This window comes from Paenibacillus paridis (assembly GCF_006345825.1).
GTDB lineage: Bacteria > Bacillota > Bacilli > Paenibacillales > Paenibacillaceae > Pristimantibacillus > Pristimantibacillus paridis.
In genome coordinates this window covers 69,574-88,109 of record NZ_VCIX01000090.1, presented here as the reverse complement: position 1 = coordinate 88,109, position 18,536 = coordinate 69,574, and the positions used below count along the sequence as shown (strand labels likewise).

Annotated in this window: 15 protein-coding genes; 4 read left to right on the top strand and 11 right to left on the bottom strand. The window is 48.9% G+C overall.

Annotated features, from left to right (window positions below):
• Positions 1–320: 320 nt before the first annotated feature.
• Positions 321–761: a hypothetical protein gene (locus tag FJQ58_RS19755; RefSeq protein ID WP_139996492.1), complete on the bottom strand. Its 441-nt coding sequence runs from the start codon at positions 759–761 to the stop codon at positions 321–323.
• Positions 762–925: 164 nt separating this feature from the next.
• Here FJQ58_RS19755 and ku point away from each other — a divergent pair, with 164 nt between their 5' ends.
• Genes ku through FJQ58_RS32390 form a run of 3 tightly spaced genes read left to right on the top strand, consistent with a single transcriptional unit; the run spans position 926 to position 2,824 of the window.
• Positions 926–1,762, top strand: coding sequence for a non-homologous end joining protein Ku (gene ku, locus FJQ58_RS19750; protein WP_139996491.1), 837 nt, complete (start codon positions 926–928; stop codon positions 1,760–1,762).
• Positions 1,759–2,643, top strand: coding sequence for an ATP-dependent DNA ligase (locus FJQ58_RS19745; RefSeq protein WP_139996490.1), 885 nt, complete (start codon positions 1,759–1,761; stop codon positions 2,641–2,643). The genes ku and FJQ58_RS19745 overlap by 4 nt, the downstream gene beginning before the upstream one ends.
• 19 nt (positions 2,644–2,662) lie before the next feature.
• On the top strand, positions 2,663–2,824 hold the full coding sequence (locus FJQ58_RS32390) for a hypothetical protein (protein WP_162341617.1): 162 nt from the start codon (positions 2,663–2,665) through the stop codon (positions 2,822–2,824).
• Between the two features lie 140 nt (positions 2,825–2,964).
• Here the strand turns inward: FJQ58_RS32390 and atzF are convergent, their stop codons facing one another.
• The 8 genes from atzF to biuH are packed head-to-tail and all read right to left on the bottom strand — an operon-like array spanning position 2,965 to position 11,254.
• Positions 2,965–4,713 carry an allophanate hydrolase gene (gene atzF, locus FJQ58_RS19740; protein WP_139996489.1) on the bottom strand — a complete coding sequence of 583 codons (1,749 nt, stop codon included), beginning with the start codon at positions 4,711–4,713 and terminating at the stop codon, positions 2,965–2,967.
• A 29-nt stretch (positions 4,714–4,742) separates the two neighbouring features.
• Positions 4,743–6,350: a PucR family transcriptional regulator gene (locus tag FJQ58_RS19735; RefSeq protein ID WP_238404194.1), complete on the bottom strand. Its 1,608-nt coding sequence runs from the start codon at positions 6,348–6,350 to the stop codon at positions 4,743–4,745.
• Between the two features lie 16 nt (positions 6,351–6,366).
• A complete protein-coding gene (locus tag FJQ58_RS19730; protein WP_139996488.1) occupies positions 6,367–6,801 on the bottom strand; it encodes a cupin domain-containing protein in 435 nt (144 codons plus the stop codon).
• Positions 6,802–6,852: 51 nt separating this feature from the next.
• Positions 6,853–7,926 (bottom strand): cyanuric acid amidohydrolase, encoded by a 1,074-nt coding sequence (gene atzD / locus FJQ58_RS19725; protein ID WP_139996487.1) that lies wholly within the window; start codon positions 7,924–7,926, stop codon positions 6,853–6,855.
• A complete protein-coding gene (locus FJQ58_RS19720) occupies positions 7,923–8,675 on the bottom strand; it encodes an ABC transporter permease (RefSeq protein ID WP_139996486.1) in 753 nt (250 codons plus the stop codon). The genes atzD and FJQ58_RS19720 overlap by 4 nt, the downstream gene beginning before the upstream one ends.
• The gene (locus tag FJQ58_RS19715) at positions 8,672–9,496 is read right to left on the bottom strand and encodes an ABC transporter ATP-binding protein (protein WP_139996485.1); all 825 of its coding nucleotides are present in this window, start codon (positions 9,494–9,496) and stop codon (positions 8,672–8,674) included. Before FJQ58_RS19715 ends, FJQ58_RS19720 begins: the two co-directional genes overlap by 4 nt.
• Positions 9,497–9,507: 11 nt before the next feature.
• Positions 9,508–10,515 (bottom strand): ABC transporter substrate-binding protein, encoded by a 1,008-nt coding sequence (locus tag FJQ58_RS19710; RefSeq protein WP_139996484.1) that lies wholly within the window; start codon positions 10,513–10,515, stop codon positions 9,508–9,510.
• Between the two features lie 55 nt (positions 10,516–10,570).
• Positions 10,571–11,254 (bottom strand): biuret amidohydrolase, encoded by a 684-nt coding sequence (biuH, locus tag FJQ58_RS19705; RefSeq protein ID WP_139996483.1) that lies wholly within the window; start codon positions 11,252–11,254, stop codon positions 10,571–10,573.
• A gap of 462 nt (positions 11,255–11,716) precedes the next feature.
• Here biuH and FJQ58_RS19700 point away from each other — a divergent pair, with 462 nt between their 5' ends.
• Positions 11,717–13,057, top strand: a complete 1,341-nt coding sequence (locus FJQ58_RS19700) for a vWA domain-containing protein (RefSeq protein WP_139996482.1) — start codon at positions 11,717–11,719, stop codon at positions 13,055–13,057.
• A 52-nt stretch (positions 13,058–13,109) separates the two neighbouring features.
• Here the strand turns inward: FJQ58_RS19700 and FJQ58_RS19695 are convergent, their stop codons facing one another.
• Together FJQ58_RS19695 and FJQ58_RS19690 are read right to left on the bottom strand one after the other, a co-directional pair.
• Positions 13,110–14,666, bottom strand: coding sequence for a tripartite tricarboxylate transporter TctB family protein (locus FJQ58_RS19695; protein WP_139996481.1), 1,557 nt, complete (start codon positions 14,664–14,666; stop codon positions 13,110–13,112).
• Positions 14,667–15,986: 1,320 nt separating this feature from the next.
• Entirely contained in the window at positions 15,987–18,377 is a 2,391-nt protein-coding gene (locus FJQ58_RS19690; protein WP_162341615.1) for a glycosyl hydrolase family 95 catalytic domain-containing protein, read from the bottom strand.
• Positions 18,378–18,536 lie beyond the last annotated feature (159 nt).

Here is an 18,536-nt window from a genome sequence, read left to right as displayed (position 1 = left end):
TTTTTCCTGTTCTCCAGCATGTAAAAAAACACGAAGCTTATGATTGCAAGGATAATGACCAGTATGACTATCGTATCCTTTGAAATCACTAAACCTGTTTTATAAAAAATATAAGCGAGGATTAAAACAACATTCACCACGAACAGAGAATAAATTAATGTTGTTTTTTTAAAACCTGAAAACATGGCCAGCCTTAAAACAACAACTAAATTGACGAGAATCATACATAAAATCAATTGCCAAATGTCCTCTAGAATAACTGCCATAATAATCACCTATCCATTCGTTCCCCTAAAATTATATCCATATACATGTAATAATCAGGTTCGGATTTCAATATTTCCATTACGATAGCGCTCGTCCACATACACATCCATCTTTTTTATTTTGTATACAAACCAAGTATGATGTAGCTCATTGCCTAGAACCGTTTTAACAAAATGAGTCCTGTTATAAGGAAACTCCTTAGACCGAACGAACGTCATTTTTTCTATTTTTCGTCCATTCGAAATCATTAGGTTGTTATTCTCATAATCGAAATTGTTAATCACAATCCCGTGATCGGTCAAATTGTTGCTGTCTTTGTTTGAAACGCTAAACCACCAGTCGCCGGATAGATTTTCAGTTGATTCCATTGCCATCACTTCTTCCAATAAAATCTTACCGTTGTTTGTCACATGGAGATATGCTAATAGGCCAGCTAACGCAATTACGCAGAAGGATATTATGTACATCATTATTGTGAATTTTAATTCCCTCATCGTTTATTCCCTCCTGACCAGAAACTAGCAGTAGATTTAGCCAGCAACTTGATTCTCTAATTTTACCATATATATTTTCAATTCAACGATCTTTTCCCCTTAACTATTACTGGATAATCCATCCTCAGTTTGAGCAACATATTTCCATATAAGGAGGGGATATTTTGCATACAGTCTGGAAAGGCGCAGTGAGCTTCGGATTGGTTCATGTCCCGGTCAAAATGTACACGGCCACCGAGGACAGGGATGTTCATTTTCGGAGCTTGCATAAGGATTGCGGGATGCCGATCTCTTACGCAAAAACATGCAGGCACTGCAATAAAGAAATTGGCCAGGACGAGATCGTGAAGGGCTTTGAATACGAGAAGGATAAATTCGTAATCGTGAAGGAGGAAGAACTCGACATGATCAAGGATGAATCTGCCAAAACGATCAAAATCCTCGATTTTGTTGATCTTCAGGAGATCGATCCATTATATTTTCAGAAGCCTTATTACCTCTCCCCTGATATGGGAGGCGCTGGCGCCTACAGTCTGCTTCTTGAGGCCATTAGGCAAACGGGTAAAATAGGCATCGCCAAAATATCGATCCGCAGCAAAAGCAGTCTCGCCGCGATTAGAGTAGTGGACAACTGCTTATGCCTGGAAACCATGCATTATCCGGATGAAATCCGCTCGTTAAGCCAGATTCCTAACCTGCCCGCGTCAACTTTAGTCAATGAGAAAGAGCTTGTGATGGCGAAAACGTTAATCGAGCAGCTTAGCGAAAGCTTTGTTCCGGAAAAATATACCGACGACTACCGCGTTGCTTTGCTCGACCTCATCGAACAAAAAATTGCCGGGGAAAGCATCGATATGGTATCGGCTCCCCATGCGGAAGGTCGCTCCAATGTCATTGATCTCATGGCTGCTTTGCAAGCGAGCCTCGATGCAACGACAAAGCCGCCTGCTGCTCCAAAGCGCAAACGGAGCACGGGCAAAACGAAGGATAACGTCTCATGATAGCGACAGGGCTCCCTAAAGTGCCGATGGCCCCTATCACTTCCCCGGACATCCCCATTGGGCCGGAATGGGGCTACCAAATCAAGTGGGACGGCGTTCGCACTCCTGTGCGTTTTGATGGCAGCGGCGGTGTACATATTTTTTCCAAGCGGATGGAGCCCCGGAACGATACGTTTCCTGAAATCGTGGAACTCCTTAAACCTGTACAAATAGGAAGCTCGCTCATCGATGGGGAAATTGCATACTTTGACGGGACAAGGCCGAAGTTCGAACGTGCCCGGCTCGGCGTGCAAAAGAGAAAATTCGATGAATCTCTCATTTACATTATGTTCGATCTACTCTATGACGATGGAGAAGATATTCGTTCACTCCCCTTCAAGGAACGTTATGCTCGGCTAGCCGCAAAATTCCCGGAGAAGCAGCCGCGTTTATTTGTTACCGATCTGTTTTATGACGGGCCCGCCTTGTGGGATTGGGTGAACGAGAGGGAATGGGAAGGCATTATATCCAAGCGGCTGGACAGCCCCTATACGGAGGGGAAGAAACACCAGGACTGGTTCAAAAAAAGAAAAGAGGTCCGCCTTGTTGCTGATGTCGTTGGCGTAAAAATGAAGTCCGGGCAAGTTTCCAGTCTCGTGCTCCGCTACGACAACCGGTATATCGGTCATGTTGCCGGTCTGGACAACGCCTCCAAAACCGTGCTCCAGCAGTTCATACAGGAGCATCCCGGAGAATGTCCGTTTTCTGTGCTAACGCCCGGAATGAAGAAGGCTGATGTCGCATGGCTAAGCGTGCCGTTCCCCTGCCGGGTATCCGCTCTTGAATTTACCGATTCCGGTCTGCTCCGGCAGCCTAAACTGCTCGGATTTGGCCAAAATTGAGTAACGGTGGAGGTTTACGATGAAAGAAGGCGACAAAGTAAGGCTTCGAGGAAATCCAAGGCCCCTCAAAGCAGGCATCGTGCGTAGAGTTTCAAGCAGAAATGTGGAAGTAACCTGGAGAATGGGCAGCGGCTGGAACCATACGATTGAGCATGACATTAGTGAACTGGAAGATATTTGATCCTGATTGATTAATCGTTAGCGGATTCAAAAATAGTTATGTGCTTTTATCAAAAGACAAAGCAATTCGGAATATCTTCTTCGCTTACAATAGGAACAAAGAAGGCTAGCCCGCAGCAAACGGGCTAGCCTTCTTCCTATCTACCGTATATGCCTCCAGCCGCCATAAGCGGTAATATCCTCAGCATCCGCTTCCGCGTAGCCCTCGCATATAAAGCCGGAAACCTCTGACCCATCCGCCAGCTCCACTTTGCCGATTCCGAGCGGTGCCGGAATAAGCGCTGCGAAGGCGCCGAAAGAAGCGATAGGCATTTCCCATACTTCCAGCTCGATCGAGCGGCCGCCGTCCTGTTTCTTCAGCAAGCCAGGCTTAGCCGGCACGGTTGGCAGCTTCACCAATTGATACTTCGCCGCAGTATGCATCTCACGTACGAAACGGCTGCCAAACGCCAGCATCTGCTTCTCGAGCGGATACCCTCTCATATGCAAACCGCAAACGGCGACCATCATTTTATCGCTTGTTGCTGCTTCCTTCTGCGGCAGCTCCGCTCCTAGAAACAAGGCAGCGGCCCCCTGCACCAAATGCTCGTTTTCCGAAAGCGCGAATAAAGTAATGCCAAACGGCATTTCCGGCGCGGCATCCCCCGCAGGGATTGCCACTGCGCACAGATCGAGCAAATTGCAATGATTCGTATAACGTCCCATATCCGAATTCGTGGCAATCGGATCGCTCGCCACCTGCGCCCTTGTCCACGTTCCTCCGCAGGTCGGCATAACAAGAACTGCTCCTTGCATAAGCTCATCGCTGTTCATGCGCAGCTCCTGCAGCTGATGCATCGCTTTAAATACGGAAGCCGCATCATGCTTGCCGGATGCGCCCGAGCGCAGGATCTGCTCGGTTACAGGGAAAGTAACGCCCGGATGCTCCTCCACAAACGCCCCTACGCTCGCCCAACGTTCGGCAACCCACGGACCATCGTATAGGAGAGCAGCCGCTTGCGCAAACAATTCATAATCGATGTATTCAATTGGGATCGGCAGCGCTTTGATTCTCTCCACTGCGTTATCCCATGCTTTGCTGTATTCGGCAGCGAGCGGCCCGTAGAAGCCCAGCGGCTTCAACGGCAAATAGAGCTTATTCGGAAGCTTCGCTTGCAAGCGGGGAATGCTGCGTGACCACGGATCGGATTGCTCATGCCCACGTGCTTGATCATCGACTGTCCACGCATCCTCTGCATTGTGGGCAAAAACAGTCACGCAATCGAGGCTCGCGCAAGCGGGTACGACGCCCTTGGTTGGCCAAGCTCCTAAGCTCGGCTTATAGCCGACAAGCCGATTAAGCGCGGCCGGGACCCGCCCGGAGCCAGCGGTATCGGTGCCCAGCGCAAAAGCCGCATGGCCCCGCGCCACCGCGACGGCAGATCCTGAGCTGGAGCCTCCGCTAATCCAATCGCCTTGCAGCGCGTTATGCGTCTCGCCATAAGGGCTTCTTGTTCCAACAAGCCCAGTAGCAAACTGGTCCAGGTTGGTTTTGCCAACTGGAATGGCGCCGGCAGCAAGCAAGCGCTCGACAACAGCTGCATTCTCAGCAGGCAGATAGGCATATTCGGTACAACCTGCCGTTGTAGGCGTACCCGCCAAATCAATATTGTCTTTAATGGCAAATGGCACGCCCCATAGCGGCAAAGATGCATCCATCGTTTGTAGCCGATCCAAGTAAGGCTTAATCCACTCCATCGCCGGTGGCGTAATCCAAATATTCAGCGCCTCGTCTTCGCGAGCGCGATGAATGATTTCTTCGATGACCTGTTCAGGCGTAAGCCTGTTGCTCCCATAATTCTCGCGCAGCCACGCAACCGTAAGCTCGCGCGGAATATTCAGCCTACTCATGCGCTTCTCCTCCTTTGCCTTCCAGCCCGTTATGCCGGTCGCATCTCATTCAGCTTAACCGCTAGATGCAGCTGCAATATATCATCGCCATTATCGAGGCTGATGCCGAGTAGCTCGCACACCCGCTCCACCCGGTAAGCGACCGTATTATAATGAGTGAACAGCTCCGCTGACGTCTTTTTCACATTTCGGTTATGCTTAAAATAAATCTTCAGCGTCTCGAATAATTGCGAGTTATGCTTCGCATCGTACGCGATCAAAGGAATAATGTAATGATTGCGGTAGTCCTTAACCTCCTCCGTGTCCGGAAGATGGTAAAGCAGCTGGAATACACCCAGCTTCTTGTAATCGACATATGGCTCGCGGTAATCGCAAATCGTGCTAATATAATGAATTTTTTTGGCATCGCTATAGCTCTCGTACACCCTGTCCGCTTTATCGACCCGGTTGCCGATACAAAGAGAATAGCTCTCTGCTGCAAAAACCGCCTTCAAATCTGCAGCGATCCTTTCGATTGCCGCATTCCGTTGACCCTGCATCGCTTCTGGGAAAAGAACGATCAGCTCGCCTTCCAGTATCGTTGCCTGCAGATCCTCGCTTAATGATTTTGTTCTCAGCCGTTTGATGGCTTGCTGCATTTGCTTAATGCTTGGTTTCCCGTTCAGAAAACGTACCAGCGCGACATAGCGCGGCCGCTCGTCCCCGAGCGGGCACCCGCATGCCTCCGCTCTTAGCTTCAGATCCTCTATCGTGACGATTCGGCCCGTCACCCAATCCTGCACGAACTGATCGACGTATTTGAGCTCCACTTCACGCCTCGCATTGGCATTGATCATTTCAAGCCCCACCAATACGCCAACGCGGTCGATCGTCAGCCGATCGACAACGGAATGCTCTTGGTTCCATTCCAGAAGAATGAGCAGGCATTTATCATACTGCTTGTCATTAACCGCTGACACATACACGCGGATACGGCGCTCACCGAGCGTAATGAAGCTCACACCCAAATTGGTCTCTTCCCGCAAATGCGCCCACAGCATTGCATTATCTGCCTGCTCCAACAGCTCAGCCTGGGGCGAGAGAAACAGATGATCGGAATCATCAAGCAAAACGATCGGGTTATTCAATATGCCATCCAGCGTCTGCAAAAATTCCTCTATTCCTTTACCGTACAATAGCTGCTGGGATAGCTTCTGGAAGCGGCTTTGCAGCAGCGACAGCTCCCTTGCCTCCTGCACCAGCACACGCTCCATAATATCCCGGACGACATCCGAGAATACGGTCGCGGACGGCAGCTCGAAGATCGGAAAATCGAGCTGATCGGCCAGCTCCAGCGCACGGGCAGGAATTTTATCAATGAAGCGTTTGGTCTTTATGCCGAGGGCCGAAACCCCCTTCTCTACTAATTGAGGAATAATATCCGATATGGCGTCCGGCTGGTCCCGGAACGGGAAGCCGCTCGTAATGAGAAACTCCCCCGGCCTTACCCAGTCGATAACATCCGGCACTTCCATCACGTTGACGCGGTTAATGATTCGCTGCATGCCATTTGCGCCAGCCAAGACGACAGCTTCCTTAAAGTCGGGGATCAGCAAAACATCGCTGCACGTGAATCCTGCCTTATTGTTATCTGCCATCGCATATCCCGCCTGTCTATTTCAATTTGGTGGAATACACATCTTCCACAAGCGTCGTGTTAAAAAACGAGTTGACCGGCGTATCCTCCCCTACCGGCAAGAAGATGCTAATCTGCTCCGTCGGCTGATCGTCGTCATTCGCAACCGAATGCACAACGCCTGCCGGCACGTGGAACGTATCGCCTGCTTTGTAACTTTGCCATTCGCCATTGCAGAGCAGCTTTACCTTGCCAACCGTAATGTAGATAATTTCGGCAACGTCATGGTAATGCGGCAATACCTGCCCGCCAACGCCGATTTTCTCCCATAGAACGGAGCTGGTCTGAAAACCCATTTGATCCGCCTGCGCCGCGGATACAATCTCGCGGTGATACAAATGAATATGGTCCGGCATTAGCCCCCATGGCATATTTTCTCCGATTAATACCTCTGTTTTTTTCGCTGTAATCATGATGGCATTCCTCCATTAATCGCTATTGTATAGTTGTATGATTTATTCTGCTTATTCGCTGCGTTTAAAGATGACGGCTACCGGCCCGCCGCCCGAAGGTCCTTGATGCTCTGCCCCGCCCGATACGTAAATCATCGGATCGCCGCATACGGAAGCGAGTACGCCGCCGACGACCGCGCGGGCATGCCTCGTATGATTGATATCCGAATCATCCAGCATCGTGTGGCGGCTGCCTCTGACATAGCCCGTTGGATCGGCCTCCGCCTTAGCCAGCACCTGTACCATTTCGCAATCTAGGTGCGCATCCAGCAATCGCCTCAGAGAAGCCGCGTCAATCGCATCCTTCATGACGTCATGCGCTATGAAATAAGGACCTTCCGCATAGGCGGAGTTGCCGAAGACAATTACTTCGCAGTACGAAAGCTCGCTGCCTGCGGAGGTTGAAGCGACGTTGCTGAACAGCTCCCAGGTCCCGCAAATATCCGTTTCCTGCAGCGTCTCCCGATCAACCTCTCCGAGGGCGACCGCTGCGCCGAGCGCCGATGCGCCCCGCGAGTAGCCCATCGACTTGTACGTATCTTCCGTCACAGTGCTTTGGGATCTGCCATAAGCATCTTGAACCTGCTCCGCCGTTAGCAGCGGACACTTGATCTGGACAAAATGGACGTCTGCCGCAGACGCGATGCCGGCTTCTTCAATCGCATGTTTTACCGCAGACGCCACCTCATCCACTTGAGCAAGTCGGCCAAGCTCCTCCGGCAGGAAATCGGCTGTTCTCGCAACGCCAATCGCAAGCGATTTGCGCTCCTTCTTCGCCGTATCCTTGCTAAATGCTCCCTTGCGGCTTATCACCGTGAAGTGAGGACTTAAGATGCCCTCGGTACCACCCGACATGACGTAGGAAATTGGGGAAGCTGTCTCTTTTTGATAATTCGCAAAAAAGTTTTTCAGAGCCATCACCGCATAGCCTCGCGTAAAATCGTTCACGCAGCCGTTGCCCTCGGTTTTGCCAAGTACGGCGATCACATCCTGCGGAGCAATCTTTCCTTGCTCAATATATTTTTCTAGCGCAGCCACATCATTTGGCGACCGGCTAGGAACGCGTATCACAGAGCAATTCATCATAGGTCATCCGTCCTTTGCCAGAAAATAATTTTTCTCTCCAGCTGGCTAATTCCCCAGAAGAGAACGAGACCGCATAAGGCCGAAGCGATAATAGCGGAGAACATCACCGGCGTATCCATATGGTAAGAAGATACCAACACGACGTAGCCGAGTCCTTTATTCGCGCCTACGAATTCACCAACGATCGCACCGACAATCGCTAGCGAAGTCGAAATTTTTAACGCGGAGAACACGTAGGGCAAGCTCGTTGGCAGCCGCAGCTTCCAGAAAATCTCTGCTTTTGTGCCTTTATAAGTGGAGAAGAGCTCCCACGCTTCATGCTCAATCGCTTTCAGGCCTTTCACGCTGTTAACGAGAATCGGGAAGAAACAAATGAGCATCGAGGCTACTACTTTAGAGGAGTAGCCCGTCCCCATCCAAACGACCAGAAGCGGCGCGAGAGCGACAAGCGGCGTTGTTTTCAGCGCAATCGCCAGCGGGAATACGCCCTTCTCGATTGGTTTCGAATGAACAAATATAATAGCGGTAATAAGTCCGAGAATATTAGCGAATACGAAGCCCGTTAAGGCTTCCAGCAGCGTAACCAGCATATGCGACCACAGCGAGCTGTCAATGACAGCTACAATATCCGTAGGTGAGGGGAGCAGATAGATCGGTATGTCCAGCAGGCGTACCGCAAGCTCCCAAATGATGAGAAAACCAATGGCAAATCCGACAGGGTACAAGGCGTCTGTTATTTTTGTTTTCATAGATGTTTGACCCGCTTTCTTAATTCCTTGACCGTCTGATGGAAGGCCGGAAGCTCCTCCATGCCTACCTCTCTTGGCGACGGCAGCGGAACCGGAATAATATCATCCACGCCTGCCGGTCTTGGCGACATCATGATGACGCGATTGGACATGAGCACAGATTCTTGAATGGAGTGGGTAACCATCACCACCGTGCTGAGGCTCGTTTCAGGACTCTCCCATAGGCGCAGCAGCTCGAAGTTCAGCTTCTCTCGTGTAAATTCATCCAATGCGCCAAATGGTTCATCCATGAGCAGTACCGTTGGATCAGCAGCCAGCGCCCGGGCGATTGCGATTCTTTGCTGCATTCCCCCACTGAGCTGGTGCGGAAAATGATTCATAAAGTCCTGCAGCCCAACTAGCCGCAGCGCCCCCTCCGCTTTCTCCTTCGCTTCCTTCTTGGTAAATTTCTTCTCTCCGATCGTGAGCGGCAGGGCGATGTTTTGAATCGCCGTCAACCACGGCATCAAGACCGGCTTTTGGAACACCATGCCAAGAGAGAGATCCTTCGACGGATAGATAATCTCCCCTCCCGCATTCGGCTGGAGCAGATCAAGCATTAAGCGCAAAAGCGTTGATTTGCCGCAGCCGCTCGGACCAAGAATCGAGACAAACTCATTTTTGTAAATATCAAGTGACACATTATTCAGCACCTGCACATCGCCAAAGGATAGGGAACAATTTTTTAATGTAACCGCGATTTCGCTCTTGGAAGAAATGGTAGTGTCTTGATTCTGCAGCCTTGAAGCTTCTTTCCCCAGATCACTGGCCGTTGTTAGCATAAAATCACACCCTATTCGATAAATTCGTTCGAAAATACATCGTCAAGATTTTGTTCCTTCTTCAGAAAATCCAATTCAATCAAGTTTTTTTGCAGTACATCCCAAGCTTCGGTATCCATTTTGCCAAGGGGCAGATTTTCCGGCTCAAGCAATGGAATGCTTGCCTTCATCATGCTGACCTCGTGGTCAAGCGCCAGCTTATCGCCGTATTTCAATCCAAATTCAGCCGCTTCCTCCGGATTCTCGATCGCATAGCTCCAGCCTTTCATGGAAGCTTGAACGAAACTTTTCACCATTTCCGGATCACGTTTGATAATGTCCTCCGTCGTAAACAATGTATCTGCATAAAAATTAATATCGTAATCGCTTGGTTGAATGATGTTCACTTCATTGCCTAGCTCCTGCACAGCAAGCACTTCGTTGATAACATAACCAGGCCATGCTTTCACTTGGCCGCTGAGCAGCGGACTCAGGTCATATTTAGCCGGCATCTCTTCCACCTTCGAGCCGTCTATGCCTGCATTTTTCACCATTGCACGGTAAGTTAGCTCTTCATTGCCGCCAAGCTTGACGCCAATCTTCTCGCCAACCAGGTCTTCCATCTTCGTAATGCCGGAATCCTTCAAACTAAACAACACGAAAGGCGTTTTCCGGTAAATGGCCGAAAGTGCTGTCACCGGAACTCCTTTTTCCCTTGCCATCAAGATTTGATCCGCGCCCGTTACCCCGAAATGCTCGGTTCCCGAAGCAATCATTTGTACGGATGGGAAGTCTGCGCCGCCCGGTCTGATTTCAACATCCAAGCCCGCTTCCTTGTAAAAGCCTTTCTCTACCGCTGTATAAAATCCGGCAAACTGGGCTTGATGAACCCATTTCAATCGCAAGACGACTTTCTTCAGCTCGCCCGTTTCTCCACCTGCTGTTTCCGAATTGGATTTGCTATTAGATCCGCAAGCCGATAAGACAAGTAAAAGGGCTGACATGACGATAATCATTGATTTTCTGGATAATTTCCACATATGGTTTCCTCCGATGTTGTTGGTTTGTCTATTTCTATATCTATTTTTCGCTTGCTTAATAATGGGCGATTGCTTTCATGACTTCCGCCGAACTACTTACGCTTCCGAACACGCCGCCTTGCATTTTGACCATATTGAGCGCCGCATGATGGTTTTCAGGGTCGGTTGCACCCGTGCAATCCTCAAGGATCAGGCATTCATACCCTCTGTCATTCGCTTCCCGCATCGTTGTATGCACGCACACGTCCGTTGTTATTCCCGTCAAAATCAAGTGGGTAATGCCTTTGTTTTTCAAGATCAAATCCAGATCCGTTGCATAAAAACTGCCCTTCCCCGGTTTGTCTATAATGGCTTCTCCTTCGATGGGGGCAAGCTCCTCAATGATTTGCCAGCCTGGCTCTCCCCTGACCAAGATACGTCCGGCAGGTCCCGCGGAGCCTATCTCTGCCCCAATCTGCTTGCTGCGCCATCGCTTATTTGCTGGCAGGTCGGACAGATCCGGCTTATGGCCCTCTCTCGTGTGAATGACATGAAATCCGTCAATTTGCCGCACGCGATGCAAAAGCTCCTTAATCGGTTGGATGGGCCTAGCCGTTAACGACAGGTCATAGCCCATCTGTTCTACATATCCGCCTTTGCCGCAAAAATCAATTTGCATATCAATAATAACTAAAGCGGTTTTCATAGGATCAATGGCTCCGTCATAGGGCCAACTGTAAGGCGTTGCTGTAATTTGCATCCTTCATTCCCCCTCCAAGCTCTTCGGCATGATCGATCGTAAACCGATTCATTGATGTTATATTTACTAACTCTTTTAAATATCTTCTCTTCTTGTGTCATATTATATTACAAAAAAACCACTCTGTCTTTGTGTTATTTACAAAAAAGCATGGACTCATTTTGTTAAAATCACAGTAATAAGTGATTTATGTTATGTTATTTAACACAAATACGGAGATAGCGTATAATTTCATCCGTCGCCGCTTCCTAGCCTCCTAGACTTTTCTATATTTCAAAAAGCCGGATTACCCTATGGGATAATCCGGCTCAAAGATTTGCCTATCAAGCTTAAAGCTTCCAATCCCTATGAAAATAGTTCTCTACGTATTCCTATGATATAATGCAACCATTACGTTGTAGGGTTTCCATAATATACAGGTTATCCCTTCAAATCTCATGATGAGACAAGGAGAGTGAATGTATGAGTTCATCTACGATTAATTTAATTACGGGCGCGAATGCCCCACTCGGCGAGGCGGCTACGGTGAAAGTTACCGTTTCGTGCAAGCATTCGCCGGCAGAGCTTGACGTGAGCTGCTTTATGGTAGGATCTGACGGCAAAGTATCCTCGGATGATTATTTTGTTTTCTATAATCAACCTGCAGATCCCGGACGCATCGTACAATTTGTTCCAAAGGATAAACTGAACAGCGAATTTATCATTAATCTTTCGGCCTTGCAATCATCCCCCATTCAAAAATGCGTTTTTGCGATTACCCTTGATGGGCCGGGAACGTTCGCCGATGTAGCGGGTTGCCGGATCACTGCTGCAACCCCGATGAACGAAATCATCTATGAAATAACCGAAGGCAATGCGGAAACCTCGCTTGTGCTGGCCGAGCTGTACCGCCATTCAAGCGGCTTCAAGCTTCGGGCGGTTGGCCGAGGCTTCCATGGCGGTTTAAAACCTCTTGCGGAAGCTCATGGCGTCAATGTCGCAGAAGAAGAAAGCAGCAGCCCTGCACCTGCAGCCCCAACCGTTCAGGCTGAACAGGCACGCCGGCATGCTTCCTCCGCTATGGATACCTCGCGCTCCCAGGCTGCAAGCACTGCCGCAGGCGCTCCCCCTGCCAAGCTGAATTTAAATAAAATTGATTTATTAAAGCAAAAGGTGACTATTTCGCTGCGCAAAAAAAATATTGAGCAAGAAAAAGCGCGGGTCGCGGTCATTTTTGACGCTTCCGGCTCTATGTATGGACTCTATCAAAAAGGCGTCGTACAGCGTGCCTTCGAGCGGGTACTCGCAGTAGCTGCCAGCATGGATGACGACGGCATGATGGACGTGTGGTTTTTTGCTTCCAAGTGCCAGCGCATGAAGAGCGTCAACGAAAACGAATTTGAGAATTACGTCCAAAACACCTATGCGAATCCCCGCTTATTTGGAGGGCTTGGCGCAGGAAACAACGAGCCTCTGGTTATCGCTGATATCATTAAGAAATATACGAAGGAAGAGCCTTCCGGCATGCCGACCTACGTTGTCTTCTTTAGCGATGGCGGCATTTATGAGACCAAAAAAATATCCAAGCTGCTCATCGACAGCTCCGACAAAAATATATTCTGGCAATTTGTTGGTCTTGGCAATGCCGATTTTGGAGTATTGCGCAAGCTAGATGATTTAAGAGGCCGTGTCCTCGACAATGCCGATTTCTTCGCGCTGGATGATTTGGACAGAGTTAGCGACGAGGATCTGTATGATCGATTGTTCGACGAGTACCCGCAGTGGCTGAAAGATGCGCGGGCCAAAGGGATCGTCCGTACTTAATCGGGAACATAGCCAAAAGAAAGCCATGATTAAGGTCATTGTTGACCTTCAATCATGGCTTTTGTTTGGAAGGATCTATTTTTCGATAAAATATCCGATCAATATCCTCATACGAATTAGCCTCAGCAGAAATATATGCTTCGTCCGGGTTCGCCTGCACACCTCGGAAGGCAGATACATAATAAAGATTGGACGGAAGCTTTACCGACGCTCGATATTTGGCATTCCGATCATAAACAAAGCTCTCTATTCTTTGCTTGATGCCGCTCGCTTGCCCAACCGTTTTGTAATGGGGATAGACCACTTTCCTTTTCTCCTTGAACCGCCCCATTAACAAAGTTGGGCCATACGCTTCTCCGCTCCAATGCAGACTGGATTTCTGCTTCAAATTGCTGCGGATTTCATTAGGCGCAGGCGAACTCCAATAGATATCATATTGCTCTTTGGTCGCTTTTTCATACGGATTCTCTGCCTCAAGCGGGTTCATTGGATACCAAGGCGATGTTGCCACCAATTGCGCAGTCGTTGGCCCTACGGGATGATAAGAACGGGTTTCGATTTCCATATGCAGGACCCCCTGCTTCTCAGGCAAATCAAGCATTACCAGTTGATCCCGCTGCTCGGCGATTAGCGGAGTCTGATCCAGTCTAGCTGAACGGATTTGAAAATCGTTTAATAGCGCCATTTGGATTCGGTTAGACGTCGAAACAATATTCATATCCACCGTATAGCGAAGGTCATGATTGCTTCTGCCATGACGAATATGAAGGACATACTTGGAGATCGTATAATCGCTCTGGACCTCATCCGTACCGTCTGGCAGGCGAAAAACGGCAAGCTGCGGTTCATCTTTTCCTTCTATGTAAGGAACAAACGGAGAGACCAGCGGTATTGTCATCGCTATAATTAGCAAAACTGCTGCAGCACCGTTTATTTGCAAGCTGCGCCTATAGCTCGCCATTATATATAGAGAAATTAGAATAAGAAACATAAACATCCGCTGCGCGTAATAGCCGTTGTTTACCTCTATGCCCTCCAGCAGCTGCGACGAAAAAACTTCACGGATATTGGGGTCCCCATTCACCAACCATCCGGCAACCTTTTTCGGAATGAGACCCTGAATTGAATTGTAAGGCGTAGTCAAGAACCAGACGGCTATGATCAAGCAATAGCCATAATAACACGGAAGCCAGCTATAAATGACATAACCCAAAATGGCGGAGTAGAAGAAAGGAATACACCAGCATAATAACGTATAGATGAAAGTAACCTTCAAGCCTTCCAACGAAATGTTGCGATATGCGAACCCAATATAACCAAGAACGGCGGCATACAAGACTAGATGTACGAGAAAAGCGAGCCCTAGCCAACCAGCCAGCCTTCTCCAAATATCCGTAGTGTCCATGGCGGATGAACGCCCGCCCGCACCATATAGGGCAAACAGCAGAGAGACCAACATAATAGAATAAACCAGCCCAGGAAATAACTTCGCTTCTGACAAATGCAATGCCGGAAATATAAGAACTGCCATACCTGCAAGCACAAAAATAGAAAGCCATAACAGCTTTCCGGTCAGCGGCTTGAAAGGTATAGCTAATTTTTTTTGCATAATATCCCTGCTTTTTATATGACTTGGTTGGACGAGCAGCTGAAGAAACTGAAATCAGAATTTCAGGTGAATACGCCTGTCCAACGTTTGCAGCGCAGATAAGCTATTGCCTATTCATTATATAGAGCTGAGTTCAATTATTCACCCTAGATTCCTTAGGGCATTCCTTTGATTTTTTTGGGGTATGAACACCGGAAACCATCTTGTCGCTTCATTATCAAAAATAATCTAGAATCACTCTGCTGCTTTAAGTTCCCCACCTTTCCACTGGAACGCACCGTACGCTTAATTCTCCTTCGCCCTTTCTCCATCGCACATCTAGTACGATCGGCTTCTCTCGGTACGCCTAATTCGCTTTCGTCCGCCAGTTTGCTCAATTTTGCTCGTTACGCCTAATTTGCCTTCGACCACCTAGTCTGCTCAGATTCACTTGATAAGCCTGATTCACCTTCATCCACCTAGTTCGCACGGTTTCACTCAGCAAGCCTAATTCGCTTTCGTCCACCTAGTTCGCACGGTTTTCCTTTTGCTTATCGCTACTCTCCAGTTAATTTAACTGGAATTTATCCCTCTAATCTTCAGAAATTCCGCTTATTTTGGGATTTACATGGAATTTCTCCTGCTAATGCCAAGGAATCAGGCGGAATTCAATAATAACAGCTCGATTAACGGGACAAATTCCCTCTATTTTCTATTCCAATCAAATAAGGCTATTTTAACAGGAGAAATTCCATCTAATCTCCGTTTCAATTCACACACGAGAAGATCAACTCAGGACTCTCGAAACCTGCTACTTGAATCGTAAAGGGCAGTGCAATCCAAAGCACCGCCTATCATATATTCAACAGAAAATATGTCCTAAAAAGCAAAGAACCTTCATCAACACCATTCGGCGAGGTAGAAGGTTCTTTTACGGTAATTGTTTATGCGACGTATTATCTACTTTCAATAGACACTAATTTGTCAGAGTACAGGTTAGTTTTCGCATTAAGACTGTCATTTCGTTTGTGTTTGTGTTTGTGTTTGTGTTTGTGTTTGTGTTTGTGTTTGTGTTTGTGTTTGTGTTTGTGCTTGTGCTTGCGTTTGTAGTTGTGATGAAACTGTAATCGCAACGATTAGCCGCCTATTCAGCTTCGCATTTGTGTAGCGGCCCGAGCTGAGTGCTCTAACAAGCCCATCCTGTACTACAACTACCTGCACCTAAAAAGTGCCAGTTAACATAATCGAAGCCGACGAAGCGCAAATCATCGTACATTGGCCGCTGTATCCGCAATCGTTTCATAAGAACGGACCTAAGCTATCTGCTATCCTAAGGATCGATCACTCTGCGCGTGATCCGTACAGCTCGAAACGCAGCACCTCGCCCTTCACCGTATCTAGCGTGATCATCTCGCCGGAGAAGCAGCGTTCTCCGCCAATTCCGCTGCATTTCACCTCTTTGCCCGGCCAAGGGTTGTACAAGCTCAGCTTCGCGCCCGCTTCGCTCGAGATTTCCAACCACTCAACTTCTCCTGCTGAGGCTGCTGCGCTGACCAGAAAACTACCGACGGCCCGCAGCGTCGTGAACTCCGACCGCTCTTCCAATGACCAATTCGGAAAGAGGCGGATAACTCCGTTATAGCTCTGCATCAGGCATTCGTTAATAACCGCCGGCAGCGCGAAGTTTTCGAACCAGATGCCCATTGGGGCCATATAATCAAATGCGGTTGTGTCCGAGTAGCGCCCGCCCGCTTCCAGCAGCTTATCTGTACACGTGCCGTTTGGCAGCATGCAATAAGAAATCTGTCGCTTGAAGCGCTCCAAATCCAGCTTTCCGAGCCTTGCTCCTGCCAAATGGTAGAAAACAAGCTCATTGCCTCCTTCATTTCGATGGTTGAGATAGGAATTCACAGCCACCTCGTACTCCTCCGGGGATGAATGCAGCCCATGCTCTTCTCCCGGGAACACCGTCGTAACGCCATTGGGCACGTTATAGATAACCTCCGCATCTTCGCCTGGAACGGAGACAAACACTTTGCCTCGCCCCGACTCAGCCGTCGGATAGTCCGGGAATCTGGCTAGCACCTCGTTCACCTCGGCAAGCAGCTCCGCTTCCGATCCCGTACAACCAAGGTCTTCGCAAGCTTTCCCGAATGCATGAAACAAAAATTTCGTCAGCGTCAGATCGACAAGGCAATCGCTGTTTTTCTTGAAGCCAGGCGTCAGCTCGTAGAGCTCCGGCACGACTGTCGGGAAAATATGATAGCGGTCATCCCCCCATTGCTCGCCATGGGCCTCCGGGCGTTTCATGTAATCCACCATGAACAACACTGCTTCCTTCATTGGTGTAAAAGCGCGATCCGCAAGGAACGTTTTGTCCATCGTATACAAGTAATGCCACCAAAGGCTCTGAACGGTCCATGGCGTTTCGCAAATTTCCCATCCCCAATGCGGCACAGGATAGGGCATGACATTCATCTCGACCGGATAGGCGGAATGCGGGTAGTAAGCGCCTCTTAGCCCGTAATATTCCTTCGCCCATTTCCGGCTGATCGGGAGAACATGATCCACCATATTCACATAAGCCAAATGCTTGTCAACGTGATTGCTTGAGAACGCTACCCAAAAAGGCTGCTGCGTATTATAGTTCATATGGTAATCGCCGTGCCATTCGGAGCCAATCTTGCCATAGCTCCAGTTCGCAAAGATACCGGGACAGGTCGCTTCCGCCTTCACCGAGCAGTGGAAGAAATATAAATTACGATACCAGATTTGTTCTAAAAATTCATCCGACAGCGCAACGCCTGACCGTGACCAATAGTCGCTCCAATTTTGACAGGAGCCATTAAAGGCCGAAGCGAAAGCAGGCTTATCCAGATATTCGCAGAGGGGCATTTCCTTCGGTACCTCTGCATCGCTTCCTTCATTTAATTCAACGCATATCACAAAGTCTGAAGGCAGCTCCAGCTTTGCCGACAGCAAGCTTCCGTTCTCCGTAAAGACGGACGAAGCCGGCACGCTTGCAGTCAAGCGAAAAGCACGGTCCTTGGCGTGACCAGCTTTCATTCCTTCCTCCTCGCAGGAGAAAGGAAGCGTTTGCCGAAAGGATAGCCGTTTTGCATGGGGATCGACTTCGCACTTAAGCAGGGGCAGCTCCTCCGGCGTGTTCGGATCCGGAATCAGCTTGATTCGATTAAAGAGCGACTCCACCGGTGCCTGCAAATCATTTTCCTTCATTGTTATCCATAACCGGTCCGCTTGCTGGTCGACAAAGATTTGAACGACGGCACTCCCCTGCTCCAGTTGAAAATAAACCTCGCACAGGCCATTCTCCATCTGAAGCGAGTGGCCGAGCACCTCAGCTTTGCGACGGTCAAAGCCTAGCAGCAGAGAGCCGCAGGGCATTGGCCGCGGATAAGGAAAATCATAATTTTCACTCGTCATGGCCACGTATTCACGGTACCAGGCTTCGTCGCTCAGCGAAGCATAGTGCTCCGGCACCTCCTTCAGCTTGGCAAACAGCTGCTCGAAGGTCCCGATTTGATCCTGATGGTTTTCCGCTATACGAATATCCCACACATTGTTATGCCCAAAATGAATAACGACAGCATCGGGACGTGTGGTCACGACCGCCCCAAGCCCTCCATTGCCAAGCAAGGCCCCTTCAAAAAAAGCCGGAGCCGGACGATCATAAGTTATCGAATGCTTCCGCACTCTCTCCAATGTATTCACTCTTCTGCCTCCACTGTAGTCAAAATAATGCACACCCTAATGATTGCGCTTTCTACAGCTTTGATCATAGCCAAAAGCAGCGCTCATTGAATAGGGACATCTTCGTCCATTAACGTACACATCCGTCTTTTCGGGCGGACAAATGCGCATTTTCAATCC